Origin of the sequence: Taibaiella koreensis (assembly GCF_003545715.1) — a bacterium.
In the GTDB taxonomy this organism is placed as follows: Bacteria; Bacteroidota; Bacteroidia; order Chitinophagales; family Chitinophagaceae; genus Taibaiella; species Taibaiella koreensis.
Genome location: NZ_QVNU01000006.1, coordinates 154,123 through 170,797 on the forward strand (window position 1 = coordinate 154,123; position 16,675 = coordinate 170,797).

The 16,675-nt window shown below is 44.6% G+C and carries 14 protein-coding genes; 10 read left to right on the forward strand and 4 right to left on the reverse strand.

Annotation, left to right across the window (positions count from 1 at the left end):
- Positions 1-312 precede the first annotated feature (312 nt).
- A complete protein-coding gene (locus DZK30_RS19055; RefSeq protein WP_118975774.1) occupies positions 313-855 on the reverse strand; it encodes a hypothetical protein in 543 nt (180 codons plus the stop codon).
- A gap of 140 nt (positions 856-995) precedes the next feature.
- Positions 996-1,289: a hypothetical protein gene (locus DZK30_RS19060; protein ID WP_118975775.1), complete on the reverse strand. Its 294-nt coding sequence runs from the start codon at positions 1,287-1,289 to the stop codon at positions 996-998.
- Between the two features lie 153 nt (positions 1,290-1,442).
- Here DZK30_RS19060 and DZK30_RS19065 point away from each other — a divergent pair, with 153 nt between their 5' ends.
- The 4 genes from DZK30_RS19065 (at position 1,443) to mobC (ending at position 6,208) form a co-directional block, all read left to right on the forward strand.
- The gene (locus DZK30_RS19065; protein WP_118975776.1) at positions 1,443-2,348 is read left to right on the forward strand and encodes a toprim domain-containing protein; all 906 of its coding nucleotides are present in this window, start codon (positions 1,443-1,445) and stop codon (positions 2,346-2,348) included.
- Positions 2,349-2,531: 183 nt separating this feature from the next.
- Positions 2,532-2,924, forward strand: a complete 393-nt coding sequence (locus tag DZK30_RS19070; RefSeq protein ID WP_118975777.1) for a plasmid mobilization protein — start codon at positions 2,532-2,534, stop codon at positions 2,922-2,924.
- Positions 2,908-4,197 (forward strand): relaxase/mobilization nuclease domain-containing protein, encoded by a 1,290-nt coding sequence (locus DZK30_RS19075; RefSeq protein ID WP_118975778.1) that lies wholly within the window; start codon positions 2,908-2,910, stop codon positions 4,195-4,197. Before DZK30_RS19070 ends, DZK30_RS19075 begins: the two co-directional genes overlap by 17 nt.
- Positions 4,198-4,219: 22 nt before the next feature.
- Entirely contained in the window at positions 4,220-6,208 is a 1,989-nt protein-coding gene (gene mobC / locus DZK30_RS19080) for a conjugal transfer protein MobC (protein WP_118975779.1), read from the forward strand.
- 80 nt (positions 6,209-6,288) lie between these two features.
- Here the strand turns inward: mobC and DZK30_RS19085 are convergent, their stop codons facing one another.
- On the reverse strand, positions 6,289-6,975 hold the full coding sequence (locus tag DZK30_RS19085; RefSeq protein WP_118975780.1) for a LytR/AlgR family response regulator transcription factor: 687 nt from the start codon (positions 6,973-6,975) through the stop codon (positions 6,289-6,291).
- Positions 6,950-8,008, reverse strand: coding sequence for a histidine kinase (locus tag DZK30_RS19090; RefSeq protein WP_118975781.1), 1,059 nt, complete (start codon positions 8,006-8,008; stop codon positions 6,950-6,952). Before DZK30_RS19090 ends, DZK30_RS19085 begins: the two co-directional genes overlap by 26 nt.
- 454 nt (positions 8,009-8,462) lie before the next feature.
- Between DZK30_RS19090 and DZK30_RS19095 the strand changes: the two genes are divergently transcribed.
- The 6 genes from DZK30_RS19095 (at position 8,463) to DZK30_RS19120 (ending at position 16,670) form a co-directional block, all read left to right on the forward strand.
- Positions 8,463-8,693, forward strand: coding sequence for a hypothetical protein (locus DZK30_RS19095; protein WP_118975782.1), 231 nt, complete (start codon positions 8,463-8,465; stop codon positions 8,691-8,693).
- Between the two features lie 745 nt (positions 8,694-9,438).
- Complete coding sequence (locus tag DZK30_RS19100; RefSeq protein ID WP_162903247.1) at positions 9,439-9,681, forward strand: hypothetical protein; 243 nt, start codon at positions 9,439-9,441, stop codon at positions 9,679-9,681.
- Positions 9,682-9,750: 69 nt separating this feature from the next.
- On the forward strand, positions 9,751-10,686 hold the full coding sequence (locus tag DZK30_RS19105) for a hypothetical protein (RefSeq protein WP_162903248.1): 936 nt from the start codon (positions 9,751-9,753) through the stop codon (positions 10,684-10,686).
- Positions 10,687-10,689: 3 nt separating this feature from the next.
- On the forward strand, positions 10,690-11,676 hold the full coding sequence (gwsG, locus tag DZK30_RS19110) for a grasp-with-spasm system ATP-grasp peptide maturase (RefSeq protein ID WP_118975785.1): 987 nt from the start codon (positions 10,690-10,692) through the stop codon (positions 11,674-11,676).
- A 195-nt stretch (positions 11,677-11,871) separates the two neighbouring features.
- Positions 11,872-12,945: a grasp-with-spasm system SPASM domain peptide maturase gene (gwsS, locus tag DZK30_RS19115; protein ID WP_118975786.1), complete on the forward strand. Its 1,074-nt coding sequence runs from the start codon at positions 11,872-11,874 to the stop codon at positions 12,943-12,945.
- A gap of 305 nt (positions 12,946-13,250) precedes the next feature.
- Entirely contained in the window at positions 13,251-16,670 is a 3,420-nt protein-coding gene (locus DZK30_RS19120) for a hypothetical protein (RefSeq protein WP_118975787.1), read from the forward strand.
- Positions 16,671-16,675: the final 5 nt, after the last annotated feature.

The following is a 16,675-nucleotide window of genomic DNA, read 5'->3' on the forward strand; positions in this document are numbered from 1 at the left end:
GCAGCCTGCACCTCCGTACCGGAGAAGCAGGCCGCCGCAAAATTGGCGCAGCCCCGGCATTAAATCCCTTGTCTGTTTTGTGATGGGGATTTAATGCCAGGGCTGCAGGTTTTATATTGGCTATTCCATTAGCTGTTTCTTTTAAGCACGGGCCATTTTTTCTTTCGCCGGCTACCTGAAACTATATTTACCCCGCCACACTCCTGGACCCGCATGCGGCGGCGAAAGCGGTGCAGCCCCGTCCTTGTTCATGGTATAGGGGCTGAACAAAGTCGGGGCTGCGGGTTGATCATTTGCTATACCGTTTGCTTTTTAACGGGGTGTCAACGGATTCTGCCTCATGCCATCAGCTTTGCGGAGCGCACCGTAACTTTTTTTACCGTTTACCAGGTAGTCGCCGTCAAAAAGGCGACAGTCACATTCACCCAGGTAGCCCATTGCCCCGTTGTACAGGTAAGGCCGGTAGCGGAAACCGGAAACCCAGAAATACCTGCGGTCTGCTCCCGAGGTTTGCACAACAACAGTGTCTGTTTTTTTGAATATTGCAAACGGTATGATCCCCGAATAGTAATTGTCCTTACCCTGAAAGGCTTCCCGGACAAGGGTATTTGCAATAATCCGATGACCCCGGACAAGAAAGTACTTCAGGTTTGTGATCTCGTTCCGCTGAAATCCCTCGAAACTGATATACACCTTCGAGGAAATGGTTTGGACCGTATCACAGATCTTTTCGTACCGGGCCTCATCAGCCGCTGCCTTTAGACGGTTCCTTTTGTGGCTCCACAGATACCACACCACGACAAGCGCCAGCAACAGGAGGACAACTAGCAATACCATACCGTTTCTCTTCTTCATTTCAATCTTCCGCTATGAGGATTTCGTGTGTCCTACAAACATACAAGTCTTCAGGAATTTCCTCTATACCCGCCTTGCTTTTTATAGCCATTAAATTCCATCTGCATTCATACAAGAATACATCTGGCCATCCTCCACCATTACCTCGCTTGACCGGCCTTGCTAAACGTTAGCAGCTTGCCGTTCAGCTCGGTCAGCTCCGCCTTCGCCAAGCAGTCCCCTACCAGCGCCTGCATTTCAGCAAGGCTTCCTTCCGGCATCGCAGATAACAGCCCGACGATATCCGGGTTCTCTTTTTTCAGGCCACTCTGCATGACCTGGGCCAGCAGTAGTACATGGTTACGGCTGATCCTAAGATCGATCTTTACTTTTTCATTCATGCCCGGTACGCTTAGCAGCATACTGTACAGCATCTCCATTTGATTGTTCATCATAATCTCTTTTTCGTCAACACTAAACAATGCCCCAAAGATAAAATGCTTCCTGTTCCTTTACTTAGGTAGAATTTACCTAACTCATTGCTCTGCCATATCCCGTGGATAGTTTTGCATCACTGTTTAGTTTGAGCAGTGGTAAAGATTTGTGATATGGAAAATGCAAACTGGATAGATTGCCGGCAGGCAAAACAAATGGACCTCGTGGCCTATCTCCGCTCCCTGGGATATGAGCCGCAGAAGATAAAGGGAGGAAACGCCTGGTACCATTCCCCGTTCCGGGAGGAAGGTGAACCCAGCTTCAAGATCAACCTTTCGATGAACCGCTGGTATGATTTCGGTGAAGGTAAAGGCGGCGACCTGGTGGAATTCGGCACCCGGTATTTCAAATGTAGTGTTGGTGACTTCCTGTTGCGGCTGAACAATGGACCCAGCCAAAGTACAAAGCCATTTGCGGGGGTAGCTGCGAAAAGCAGTGAACCGCAGATCACGATTGACCTGGTTAAATCGCTTACGCACGCCGGCCTGACCGATTACCTGACACAAAGGAAGATCCCTCTTTCTCTGGCCGGCCAGTACTGTAAGGAGGTTCATTATTTCAACGGCGGTAAAAAATACTTTGCCATCGGCTTTCCCAACGACTCCGGCGGTTACGAATTGCGCAACCGCTATTTTAAAGGGGCAAGTACACCAAAGGATATCTCCCGCATCGGTCTTGGATATAACAATGTCGCAGTTGTGGAGGGCTTTATGGATATGCTTTCCTACCTGCAGCTCAAAAGCAAGTGGGACCAACCTGGTCGGGATATACTCGTCCTCAACAGTCTCTCCTTCGTCGAGCGGGCGCTACCGGTACTGCAGAACTATAATGAGGTTGCCTTACTGCTGGATGGCAACGCGCCCGGGTTGAAGGCTACCGAGGCGATTACCCAGGCTATTCCGAAGGCGGTAAGCTATAGTCATCTTTTCAGCCCCTATGATGACATCAACGAGTATCACCAGCATACCGATCCCGTTAGCCAGAAGCTGCCACAGAAAAGCCGGAAGCTCCGGCGCTAATCAATAAGCCAACATTTTTGGCCGAAAGCATGCTACGATCATGTAGCTGATAGGAATTTCCTATTTCATGCGAAATCGGCAAGGTGTTCCCAAGTATCACTTGGGTTTTTAGGGCCCCCATGCTCGGAACTCGCGGGGCCATGCTTTTTAATCATTTTATGTAAACGTGAAAAAGATATTGTGATGAACGACAAGAAGATCATTAAGGACAAATGGCTGCACCTGCGCCTGTCCAACGAAGAGCTGTTACAGCTCCAGAAAGCCTTTTCAAAGACCACAGAAAAGAAGATCAGCAAGTATGCCAGGAACATTTTACTGGGCAAACCGATGATCGCAACGTACCGGAATTTATCGATGGACAGCCTGCTTACAGCGTTCGTTCAGCTCAACAAAACGCTCAATGGCATTGCCAATAATTACAATCAAAGCGTACATCGCCTGCATACTTTCGACCACGATCCGCAGGTCAGGGCATGGTTGCTTAGCCAGTCCGAAACTGGCCAAATGCTCCTGGAAAACATCGCAGAAATCAGGTTATTGATCCGAAAGATCACGGAAGATGATAGCCGTTATTAAGCCCGGCAGGTCCTTGCGCAAGAGCTTTTTTTATAATGAAAATAAGGTTAGCGAGGGTGCCGCGGTCCTGCTGGACGCGGTTAATTATCCATTGAATACCGACGAACTTTCTGAATTCTTAAGGCTCAATATGCTTGAGCGCACGAGCCAGCTGCACCCTGATGTGAAGGTTCCCGGCATCCATATTTCTTTGAATTTCTCGCAGGAAGAACGGCTTTCGGAAGACCAGCTGCGACAGATCAGCGGGGAATATATGGAGGCTATTGGTTTCGGCGACCAGCCTTATCTGCTCTACCAGCACTTCGACGCGGGCCATCCCCATGTACACATTGTGACCTTGCGCGTAAGGCCTGATGGGACCAACATAGACACCTTTAACATTGGCAAACGCTTGTCCGTGCCGGCCGTGCAGGCCCTTGAACAAAAGTATGATCTGGTTAGATGGGCTGACCATAAGAAGGAGTTTTTTAAGCTTAACCCGATCGATGCCACTGCAGTAAAATACGGAAAGACCGGCACCAAAAGGGCTATAGGCAACGTCCTTTCTAAGGTATTGGAACAGTATAAATACTGCTCCCTGCAGGAGCTTAATGCTGTGCTCAACCTTTATAATGTTCATGCTGATGGCGGCCAGGAAGAAAGCCGGTTACACAATTTTCGTGGGCTGATCTACAAGGTGATCGGGCCGGATGGTAAAGGTATTAGCGTGCCGATCAAAGCCAGCGCCTTTGCCTACAAAGCAAAGCTGGCGGATATCGAGAAACGCTTTTTACGGAGTGATGTGGAAAGGCAGCGCAGCAAACCTGCGCTGCGTCTTGCCATCGACAAAGCCATTCGGCAGCCTGGGGTAACTGATTTTACTGCCCTTAAGGAGGAACTGAAGAAGGCCGGCGTGGACCTCGTTCTGCGACAAAACAAAGACGGCTATATCTATGGCCTGACCTATGTCGACCACCGTAACAAGGTTGTATTCAACGGCAGCGACCTGGGCAACTACAGTGCAAAGGCCATTGCAGAAAGACTTGCCGAAACATTTATCCGGGAAAAACCACAGGCGGTACTGGCCATCGCAGAGCGACAAAGCACAAACAAAAACGCTGATGCCGGTCGGATTTACACTAATGTAAACGGCCCTTATCCCTTCTCCACAGCCCCCGGCGATCAACAAAAATCCATCATCGAAATGCTCCTGCAACCGGAATATACCAGCAATTACCTGCCCTACGAGCTGCGCAGGACACGCCGCAAGAAAAGAAAACGAATCAATAAATAAACAACACTTAAATCCAAATGTGATGCAGACAGGTGAAAACGAACAGGCTTTAAGGAAGATAGTGGACATGACCAGGCTGATCGCTATGGTCGTCCTTTTCCTTCATTTTTATTACCAGCTTTATGCTGCTTTTAGTTTATGGCATGTACAGTCGGCCTTCTCCGACCGCGTACTGTCCAATATTGTCAGGACCGGTTTATTTTCCAGCTTTCACAAGGCAAAGCTAATCGCCCTGGGCTTCCTGGCAGTCTCCCTGCTTGGGGCAAAGGGCCGAAAAGACGAGAAGATGGGTTACAAAACCTGCTTCGCGTATTTGATCACCGGGCTGACCTGCTACTTTATCAGCTACTTATTACTGCGGTTTTCGCTTTCCGTTGAGGCCGTTGCCATGCTCTACATGGCCCTGACCGGCTTCGGCTTTTTGCTGGTATTGTCGGGCGGCACGATGCTGACCAGGATCATCAAGAACAACCTGAAGCACGATATTTTCAATAGCGAAAACGAAACGTTCCCCCAGGAGGAGCGCTTGCTGGAAAATGAATACAGCATTAATCTGCCGGCAAAATACCGGCTGAAAAGCAAGGTTCGCAACAGCTGGATATCGATCATCAATCCCTTCAGGGGCATCCTGGTTTCCGGTACTCCCGGCTCCGGGAAATCTTATTTCGTGATCCGCCACATCATTACTCAGCACATCAAAAAGGGTTTTGCGATGTTCGTTTACGACTTCAAGATGCCCGACCTGTCGGTGATCGTCTATAATACCTGGCTAAAGCACAAGCATGTTTATAAAAGCAAAAGCGAGTGTTATTTTATCAACTTCGACGACCTGGAAAGAAGCCATCGTTGCAACCCGCTGGACCCGGCAGCCATGAGTGATATTACCGATGCAGCGGAATCGTCCAGGACCATTCTGTTAGGGCTAAACAAGCTCTGGATAACAAAACAAGGGGATTTTTTCATAGAGTCGAGTATCAATTTCCTGACCGCCATCATCTGGTTTCTGCGCAAATACAAGTTCGGGATCTACTGCACTTTACCGCATGTGATCGAGCTCATGCAGGCAGACTACGATAGCTTATTTAGCGTACTGCAGCTTGAAAAGGAGATTGCTGTTTACATCAATCCTTTTGTAAAGGCTTACCTGAACGATGCTGCCGAACAGTTGGAAGGCCAGATCGGTTCTACCAAGATCGCGATAGCCAGGTTGTCATCCCCGCAGCTTTACTACGTGCTTTCCGGGCGCGATTTTTCGCTGGATATCAATAACCCCGACGCACCAAAGATCCTTTGCATGGGCAACAACCCGCAAAAGATACAGATCTACGGCGCGGTACTATCCTTATATGTCAACCGGCTGATCAAGCTAGTCAATCAACCCGGGAAACTTAAGAGCAGCCTCGTTTTTGACGAGTTTCCCACCATATACTTAAACGGTATTGATAGCCTGATCGCCACCGCCAGGAGTAATAAAGTCTCTACTACACTGGGCCTGCAGGACCTCTCGCAACTTAGAAAAGATTACGGCAGGGAACAGTCGGATGTGATCATGGGTATTGTCGGCAATGTTATTTCCGGCCAGGTTACCGGTGACACGGCTAAGGCCTTGTCGGACAGGATCGGTAAGATCATGCAGGACAGGCAGAGCCTTTCGATCAATAGCCAGGACACCAGCGTGAGCAAATCTACGCAACTCGAAGCGGCTGTTCCACCCTCGAGGATCTCTTCTTTATCTTCGGGCGAATTTGTGGGCATGGTCGCCGATGATCCCGATAATAAAATTGAATTGAAGGCATTTCACGCAGCAATTATCAACGATCATGATGCGATTAATGCAGAGATAAAAGGCTATAAGTCCTTACCACTGGTAAGGCAGGTGGACGAGCAAATGGTGCAAAATAATTACATGAGCATCAAACGGGAGATCGAAGACCTGATAGATATTGAGCTGGACCGGATGTCCAATGATCCGGAGTTGAGGCATCTTGTTATCAGGAAGAAGGCTGCATAAATAGGTCGCGGCGATTTAAAATGGATGGCTGTAGGGCCATCCATTTTTTGATTTTATCTTACGACGGAGGTTTAATTTTGCTATAGTAAAAGGTTGTCTCTGTAAGAACGACTCACACTCAGGCTTATCCCACCAATTAATTCCACCTCGTCATACTTTGTCTTAACGATCTTTTTCTTGTTCACAATAAAGCCCCTGTGGACTCTTGCGAATATGGAGGATGGAAAAATTGATTCTATGTCTTTAAGTTTTAGAGTAAGTTTTGCTGAGCTGCTTTCGTCGTAGTAGACGGAAGTATAATAGCCCTTGGCTTCTATATAAATGATCCTGCTGAAGGCTATATTTTGTACTCCCGCATCCGTTAAAAACGGATAAGCAGCTTCATTTTCAAAACCGGTATTGTCTACTTTCTGAGGAAAGTTTGCTTCGATCTTTTTAACAGCGATGACAAAACGATCGAACTCTACTCTTTTGACCAGGTAGTCAATTGTGTTGGGATGGCTAAGCGCGTCATTGGTGAGGCCGTCACTTGCCGTTACAAATACGACACGATTGTCGATCATCTCGACCAGTTCAAGCCCCGAAACTTTTTGCATGCCAATATCAAGGAATACCACGTCAACTTTATTGGCCTTGAGAAACTTTAGTCCATCATGTGGCTCGGTCGTCGCCCCTACCAATTGGAGGCTTGGCGTTTTCTCTATAAGCCGCGTCAGGACTTTAATTGATGCGGGTTCGTCGTCAATTATAAAGCAGGTAATCGCCATGTGTCATTATATTTTGAATCGTAAGAGATAGGTTATACTGTCCTTCTTTATCCTCTGTTTTCAGGAAATATTGTTCAGGATAAAATTTATCCAGTTGACTTTTGATATATCGCATGCCTATTCCCCTTGACTCGTCCTTTTGCAATCCACCTTTCGTATTTGAGACCCTAAAGATTAAATCCTCTTCTGTTTGCTCAATGTGTATGGCCAATTTATTGTTGGAACCCGTGAAGCTGCCATGTTTAAAGGCGTTCTCAACCGGCGCGACCAGTACATGGGGGATTATCAGTATATCGTCGTAGACTTTGTTTGTATATTCAATATTCGCATTGGGATACCGTTGTCTGAAAATGGTGATTAGGCTGTCCATTGCCCTTAGCTCATTGAACAAGGATATCCTACCGCTTTCGTCGGTTGACACAATACTATTACCTACAAAGGTGGTCATCGCGGCGATACCCTCAGCAATTTCAGGGTGAGTGTCTTCAATTCCGACCCTGAAATATTCCATAGTATTTACAAAAAAATGCGGGTTGATCTGGGCTCGAAGTGCGGCATTTTCGAGTCTTAGTTTTTCATTCTCCGACCTCACCTGTTCCCTTACCCGGGCTTCTTTTTGTTGGCGAATTATCTTTTTGGCAAGCCAATAACCTGTCGAATACATAAAGAAAGGCAACAGTTGCCAGCTGTATACAAGCGCTAAATGGACGATAGGCAGTTCTGACACAGAAGAAGGTTTGCCTGTTATGAAAGGCAGTAAAAACTCGCCTCCCAGGTACTTAACAGTAAAATTAAAAAGGAAAAGGAGAATTGCCGAAGCACAATAAATGAATATCTTATTTCTTCCTAAAAACAGTGGTAGCAATACAAATGCATTAATGTAGAACTGACCGATCAGCACCAAATATGACCCAGTTGTTTCAAACACTATAGATTGCGTAGACCCTAGATATGATCTGTAAACAAAAATCGCAAAAGTGATATACAGTATCCACAGAGAAATATGAATGGTTATCTCTTTAGTTCTGGACATGATCTTTGGTGTTTGGGTTAGTTCAGCGCCACCGGAACGGTAGCGCTGAATTGAATAAATATGATCGCTTCATTATGGACATCCCCATGTCGCGGGACATCCAACGGTAAAATTGCAGTTAAGTGGAACACTTGCACCGCCGTTTATTGGGTTCGACCGGGACCGTAATTGAATAATCTTAATCTTTTTAATGTCGAGCTTTTTGGGTTGTTTCTTTTTCATAAAGGGTGCTTTTTTGGTTAGCTAATGAGTAAAATTACCTTGCTTTCGACCAAAAAAGCATTTCGGTTTGCTGAATGACGCGTCATTCAGCTTAAAAAAACGTTACTCAGCTCAAAAAACCGTTATCTGGCTCGATTTCCTGTTATCTAGCGCAATATTTTTTTTATGACAGGAAAGCCAAATTACTTTGTCCTCATCTTCTAAAAGAAGTTACCAAACTAAACAGAATTATATGGAAACTTATATCTCTACTTCTTTTCAATTAAGGGTCGATCCGGCCGCATCATTCCCAGGCTTTGGCTATCCCGCTACATCTCTGAAGCGCTTCCAGGAAACTGCCGGAGCCTATTCGATCCTTTTGCAAAACGGCAACATTGTGCATTTTGAACCTAAAGATCCGGTTGCATTTAAAAACTGGTTGCATTCATTCAAAGTTCCTGATGCTTCTTCTTTTTTCTTATAACAACTAGCATCTGGTAGTTTATATCACTTACCCTATTTGCAGTAGGCCATTCTTGTTACATGCTGCATTTGATTGTTGATTGTTTAGTTCGTGCACGCGGTGTTTGGTTAGACCTGGCTATTCTTAGCCGGGTAAATTTTAAATTCGGGGGTAAAAATAATGATAGGTTGGGCTTAAGCACCAGGTTTTTGACTGTAATTTTTTCAGGTTAAATATTTCAGATACTTAACTTTTATCCAGTGTTAATGGATTAGTACTGATTCCTTTACAAAGATTAACGCTTGCAAAACAGACGTTTTCAATGAACAAGTTGAAGCTAAAACAGGTATATCTACCTGCTGCTGTTTTGGGTTTATGAGTAATATTTGTGACGATTTGATAGATATTATTTTCTATACAAACTAATTCGCGTCGTGTAAATACAAGACATTCTATTGAACTTCTTTGCGTGTTCCGCAGGTAGATTCGATTCACAGCTGTTCAACACAACCGATTCACGAGGCAGTTTAATCCGGGAATGTCAGTTTGGCTTTGCCACATTTACCTTTAAATCTCAATAAAAAGGCATAACTCTGATTGACTATTAAATGTATTTCTAAAAAATTGAAAGCGGCCGCAACAATCAGGATGGCATCAATAACCTGCCTAAAACAGATGCACGCTGAACGAATGCTCCCATAGGCGGTAAAGAAATGGGACAAGCTAACATTTTAATATTCAGATGAAAAAAATCAAATTGGAAAGTATGAATTCTGCCCTTTTCACCAAGACGAAAGTAGGTGACGAGGTGTTAAGCATGATCCGCGGAGGCTCCTCCAGGACGAGCTCCGATATTGCAGATGGCAAAGTAGTGACAGACACTTATACCTATTCCTGCACAGGGGAAGGTCGTTTTGATTGCACAACTACATGGCCCGGTAGCAACATGACGATACGTCGCGAAAGCCTTAAGATGTTCGACAACACTTCCGCAGGCGATTACCAGTAATAATGTGTATTAAATAACACAACGCGCCTGCCAATATCGGGCAGGCGCGTTTAACACCAATTCGAAGTCATGCGTCTCAAAAACCTTTGCCTCATGGTTCTTTTACCGATATCGCAAGCTGCAGCTCAAGAGAACTTAAAAACGTTTATTACAATTGATAGCGTAAAACAATACAAATTAGATAGTGCAACTGCCAGGCGCGAGTTAGAGATCCGTAACCATGATAGCGTTACCGCTTCCTTTAGAGCGATCAATAACGCGCTTTTTAATCAGAAAAAATATGCTGACATAATAGAGACTTGTAAGCTATACGACCTGGATTATCTCAATTCGGATGTCAATTGCTATTTGGTAGGGGCGTATTATGCTATAGGCAGCCATTTTAAAAGCGACAGTATGCTAAAAGTTACGCTTAAATACGCCGATAGTACTTTCAGCACCTATAATGCTACCACGTGTATGAATGCTGTAGGCTACAACGTGGCCATGCAGGAATATCTGAGCAATTCTCAAAATTGGAAAAAAGTAGAACAGTTAGTATTCGAACATTATGAGCGATTGGAGAAGCCAAAAAACAGGCGGGCTTCAATGGAACTATGGCACTTGTTACTGAAAGACCAATATATAAGAGGGCAAAATATTAAAGCACCAGAAAGAAAAGAAGAGTTTGCAATCGCAAACGAAAATAATTTAGAAGAACAATTCAACGTGTATAAGAGATCGGGGCACATATTCAGTTCAGCTGAAATTGGTGCCGGCCTTCACAATGAGCAATTTTTTCTTTTCGCCCATGAGGGGAACCGCGAGCGACGGAAATGGTATCTCGAACTAATCAAGGCCGGTGCTAAGCAAGGCCTTTGTGAGTTGCGAAGAGTACCCGATTTTATCCTTCGTACGGAAAAGCAAGATAAAGGGCCACGTCAATTTTTGATTGATCTGGAGCAGAGGGAATCTGAAATAAGAAAAGAGTACAACCTCCCTGATTACTATTACCAATTCCCTTAAATCATGGTACTCATTTTATCAGAACATCAGGATGCTAGTACTGTAGAAGTCTTGAAGTGGCTAAACCATTTCGGAATAACGTGGATAAGGATTAACGAGGACGATGAAGTCCGGTTCGATTGCCTTGAATTTGCTGGCAATCAACTTGCAGGGTTAGTTATCACGATTAATGGGAAACCATTGAATTTGGTTGAAGTAAAATCTTATTGGTACCGACGTGGCTGGTTACATTATGGAGCTCAGTATATTTCTGGTAAGATTTCAAATCATAGTTTGGTGAATGAAAATATGCACCAATATTTACAAGAAGAGCTTGATAATGTGATGGAATTTGTCCATCGGTATTTGCAAAGTGAAAAGCAATGTATCAACTCTTATTTGAGCGCTAAAAATAATAAAACCTACTATCATTATGTTGCTTCGAAGGCTGGTTTCGACCTTCCTGACACGTTAATTGCCACACAAAAAAAAGATCTTGAAAGATTCAGTGACGAGAGCGGTAGAGGCAGCTTGATAACGAAAAGCATAAATGAAATGTTCTCTTTCACCCACGATGGAAAGTGCTACCGTAACCTGACAAATGAGGTACGGCAAAGCGACATCCAGGAAGGCAATAAAGTTTTTTATCCTACACTTTTTCAAACTTATGTTGAAAAATTCTTCGAGTTACGTGTGTTTTATATACTCGGAGAAATTTATTCAATGGCAATATTTTCACAACTCAACGCAAAAACTCAATTTGACTTTAGGAATTATGATCACGAATATTCAAATCGTAATGTCCCATTTATTTTACCTGCCTCAATCGCTCAAAAAGTAAAAGTTTTCATGGCAGAAATCGATCTCAATTGTGGCTCTTTGGATATGATCGTAACTGCCGACGGAAGATTTGTATTTCTGGAAGTTAATCCTGTGGGACAATTCGGCATGGTGTCTAACCCTTGTAATTATTACCTGGAAAAGAGAATTGCTGAGATATTAAGCCAATAACATAGGCCATGAATAATAAAATGCATCTAAAAGAAGGATTACTTATCAATACTGAGAGCCTTCCCTTCTCTGTACGCTTATGGACAGCAACGTCTGTTCAAATTCCGTTCAAAGGACCGCGGGAAGTTAAAAGCTTCGGAACCAGGGAATATAAATACAAAAAATATTACAAATACATCTCAAGAAGAGGTTGATATGTCTGACAAGATCGTGTTTCGGTTGTTTTCATCCTGCCTGCTTACCGCAGGCAGTACCCGCGCACTTATCTGCGACCCGCAAAGGGGCAATTATTATACCATACCCTTATCTCTATATTCGATAATCGCAGAGCAAAAAAAAGCAAGCATTGAAGAAACGCTAGCTATTTGCGAAGATCAGGAAGAAGCAGAAATTTTGAAATCTTATTTCAACTTCTTACTTGAACATGAGCTGATCTTTCTATGTAGAGAGGATTTAGCAGATAACTTTACTCCAATAAAATACGAATTCGATGTGCCGGCAATTATAGCCAATGCAATAGTCCAGATAGGGAAAAAGGCGGAATATCTTGTTGATACTCTCGCACAGTTAAAACTACTTGGCTGTCAAGCTTTCGAATTAGTAGTTATGACGGATTGCCCCCTCTCATTTTTGTCACACATTCTCGAACTCTGTAAAGGCCAAGAGCTGGACGAAGTTAATTTATACATTCCATTTAATCCGGAAACAGATTATGAAGCACTTATTGAAGAGTATTGCTTCCTCAGTTCTGTAACGATATGCAATGCGCCCACTAACGAGGAAATATTCCTTAATGGCGATAGCTGCACGCTTAGATTCTCTACAAAAGACCTTCGTGATCATCGCCACTGTGGTATAATTGCCGAAAAATATTTTATTCCGGATTTAGTGCACCATTCGGAATCCCTTCAGCATAATACTTGTCTGAATAGAAAAATAGCAATCGATGTAAATGGTAACATCAAGAATTGTCCCTCACTTAATGAAAGCTTTGGCAACATTAAGGATATCACTCTTGAAGAAGCAATATGTCAGCCGCATTTTAAAAAATATTGGAACATCAACAAAGATCAAATAGAGGTTTGTAAAGATTGCGAATTTCGGCACGTTTGTACTGACTGTCGCGCATATCTTGAAGATCCTTCAAATGTTTACAGCAAGCCACTAAAATGTGGTTATGACCCATACACCTGTACATGGGAGGACTGGAGTAAAAATCCATTGAAGGAGAATATCATTATCCAATACGGAATCCATTCTATCGAATGAATTTGTTATTCATAATGCTTTGATTTTGTCTCCTAACATTAAAAGTCCATGACAAGTAATGTTTACCTTTTAAGTTTTTGGAAATTGAATTACGTACCCTTTGCTTTGATATCAGAAATTCCACTTTGCGTCCGTTTCATTTAACCTCCTTGAATGAAACGGAGCATCACGAAGGCCATAGAAGTCCCCTCCTATTACGGTTTGTATGGGGCGGTTAGCTCCGCCAACTTATGGCGGTGCTGAATTAAAGCTTTGCAAATAATTAGAAATATAAATCAACAATTAAATATCACATCCCCTTTCCTATGAAGCAGCTATTCAAAGTTGGCCTCTTAGCGGTTTGTTGCGGGTTATTTGGTCTGGTGAAGGCTAATGCACAAGCACAAGATCCTTCCGCTAAAATCGAACGACAGATCAAGCCGGACCCTGAAGCCGGGAATCTTGGCAAGTACGGCAACTACAACCTCAACCTGTCGACCGGTCAGGTAGGTATAACCGTACCATTATTTACCCTTTCCGGCGCCACAATACAATATCCCATTTCCCTCAACTACGATCATAAGGGTATCCAGGTCGATGAAAGAGCCACCAGTGCCGGGCAGAATTGGGTCATTTCACTCATGGGAAACATTTCAAAAACGATGAATGGCTGGTCAGACGAAAAGCCAAGTATTGGTTTTAATGCGAATTATGCGGCTATAACAGGGAATAATTTGCCCGGCACCAACTATAATCCCGCCAGTTTTAATGATCTTTATTACAGGGCAACGGTTGGCTTTCTTGATCTGCAGGCGGATAATTTTACGTTTAGCTTCAACGGCCGGAGCGGAAAATTCTTTTTTAACCCGGAGGACGGCCAGTATTATACCATACCTTATTCGAAGCTGAAGATCGAGAAGATCCCCGTTCCGAACGATGGTGATTATTTTATTCTTACGGACGAAGAAGGCTACCGGTACACTTTTGACCGGAAGGTTAAAACCTCTTTTGAAAGTACATCGTCCGGGGATGCTTTTACAAATGATATCTATGATGGTCATTGGTATCTCACAAAGATTACCAACCCTGATGACATCACAGAGATTGAGTTGGAATACATCCAGGATAACCTCTTACTGGATGTCAATAAATATAGCTATACCGAGCGCTATTTGCAAGCTATTCAATCTATTGGTGGCCCTAATTGTTCTTCGTCAACCTCTCCTTATTTGGAACTTTCAGGCGGCAGCACCTCCAACACCACGATCCACTACGGCTCCCTACTGGTATCCAGGATCAAAACACCTTTTGAAGACTTACGGATGGCCTACGCTCCTCGTAACGACGAATCACTTCGGATCGATTCGATGGTGCTGGTACGTAAGGACAATACTCTGAAGCAGGGCTATAAATTCTATCACGGTTATTATGCTTCTGCCAATAAGCTGCGGCTCGATTCAATTGAGCTGTTTGACAATACCGGCAGCATCAATAAACATAAATTCTTTTACAACCCGGGCAATATTCTGCCCATCAACAGCAAGGGAAAGGATCACTGGGGCTATGCCTATACCTTAAACAATGTTTCTTCACTATTCCCGAAGATGTGGTATACCATGCAGTATATAGGCGATGTAGACAGGAGCGCAACCAATGTTACTTTGAACGGCGTATTAAATAAGATTGTTTACCCTACAGGTGGTGCGACCGAATTTGAGTATGAGCTCAACGATTACGGTAGGATCGGCAAAAACTCGCCAGCAGGGAATGTCTCCGTTGCGGTCCTCGGGACAGGTGGGACTCAATGCATGAGAAGGACTACTCAAGACGGTGCCGGAACCACTACCTGTACGTTTACCACAGCCATTTCTGGAGTAGTTCATTTTGCTACAAAAAGGGATAACTGTGATGGCAACCCTCCTAATGGCGGGCAGAATTGCACCATTGAGCCCTGCCAAACCCAAATGACACTAAACGGGCCGGGATTACCGGTGAATACAAGCCTTAATGGCGCGTCGACCGTATGGAAGGAAATAGATATGTTCCTCGCAGCGGGTACGTATACCATTACGATTACAACCTTTGAAACCCTGGATTATGGCAAGGTCATGGTAACTTATCCAGTGGTTCAGGGATATAGCTACAAACCCAACGCCGGGGGCCTGCGAATCAAATCCATTAAAAACTATGATCAGTTCTCCGGTTATACCGTCAGAAAGTTTAGTTATACAGATCCCATCGATCCCAGTCGTTCGTCAGGTATTGTTCCACGTGAGCCAGAGTATACTTATACGAGCCGTTCCGGCAGCGATTGCACGGGCAATGCAGCACCTGCCTGCAACACCACTAAGATTTATGTCAATCTAACCTCAGAATGCAATTCGAGCATTGTATTTAGCGATGGTAGCCCAGTGAGTTATACCCGTGTATTGGAAACAATAGGAAATAACGGCGAAGGTGGTTCTATCGATCATCGTTTTTCTTTCTTTAACGACGCCCAGGATGCTATTTTTCCTTACAATGCACCAACGGATTATAGCTGGCGGCGAGGACTGCCAATAAATACCGTCTACTTAAGTGCAAGCAATGTGCCGGTAAAAGAGGAAATTAATGAATACGTCAACTCAGCGACCAATTTTGCCGATGTTAAAAGCGCCAAATTCGGGTTTCTAATGAATTGTCCTTACCGTGCCTACCAGGTCGAATTGACCTATGCACTTACACACGCCATTTCCCAATGGAGCTATTTAAGTAAAAGCACAACGAAAACCTATCTTAACGGCGGCACCCAAAGCGAAGAGACCAGCTATTTTTACGATAATCCCGATCACATCCAATTGACCCGCACGCAAACCACCGCCAGCGATGGCAGTATCAAGGTGCAGCGGATCACTTATCCCCTGGATTATGCAACCAGCGCCTCGGGCGATGCCATGACCAGCGCCCTGGATCAACTGAAGCATCAAAACCGGTTGGGGGTACCGATATCGGAAACAGAATCGGTGATCAAAGGCGGCCAGGAATATATCCTGGGTTCCGCACTCACCACCTATAAAATATTTCCTTCCGGTAGGGTTTATCCCTGGAAAAGCTTTTCGCTGGAAACCACAGCAGCGATCCCTTACCTGAACCTGGCGACATCTACCGGAACGGCCTTCAGCCAGGATAGCCGGTACCATTTTAACGCCGAGTACAGAACCTATAACACTACCGGGCAGCTAAGCGAGCTGACCGATGAAACAGATCGTAGTTTCAGCATGCTCTACGCGCACAACGCCCTGCTGCCGGTCGCCTACGTAAAGAATGCGAAGCTGGGAGAAGTATATTATAATGGCTTCGAGGAAGCGCCTTCTGGCGCGATAGCTACGGCCAAATATGGCTCCTATGGCTATAGCGGTGTATTTACCATCGCCGGACTGGCACTCGCGCCGGGCACCTATCTGAAAACCTGGTGGCAGTTTGACGGTACAGATTGGACCTATCAGTCCGAAACGCTGTACCACAACGGTATTGCAAGCATCCAGGTCGGCAATGGCAGCATTATCGACGAGGTGGCTATTCGACCGATTGCTTCATCGCTTACTAGCTACTCCAATGAACCTGGCGTAGGAATAAAGGCCAAAGTGGGCGATAACGGCATCGGGACCAAATTTGAATTCGATGGCCTGGGCCGGCTCCGTTATGTCAAAGATCATTTTGATAACATCCTTAAAAAGAACGACTATCAATACCAGGTAGCTCAATAAATAGT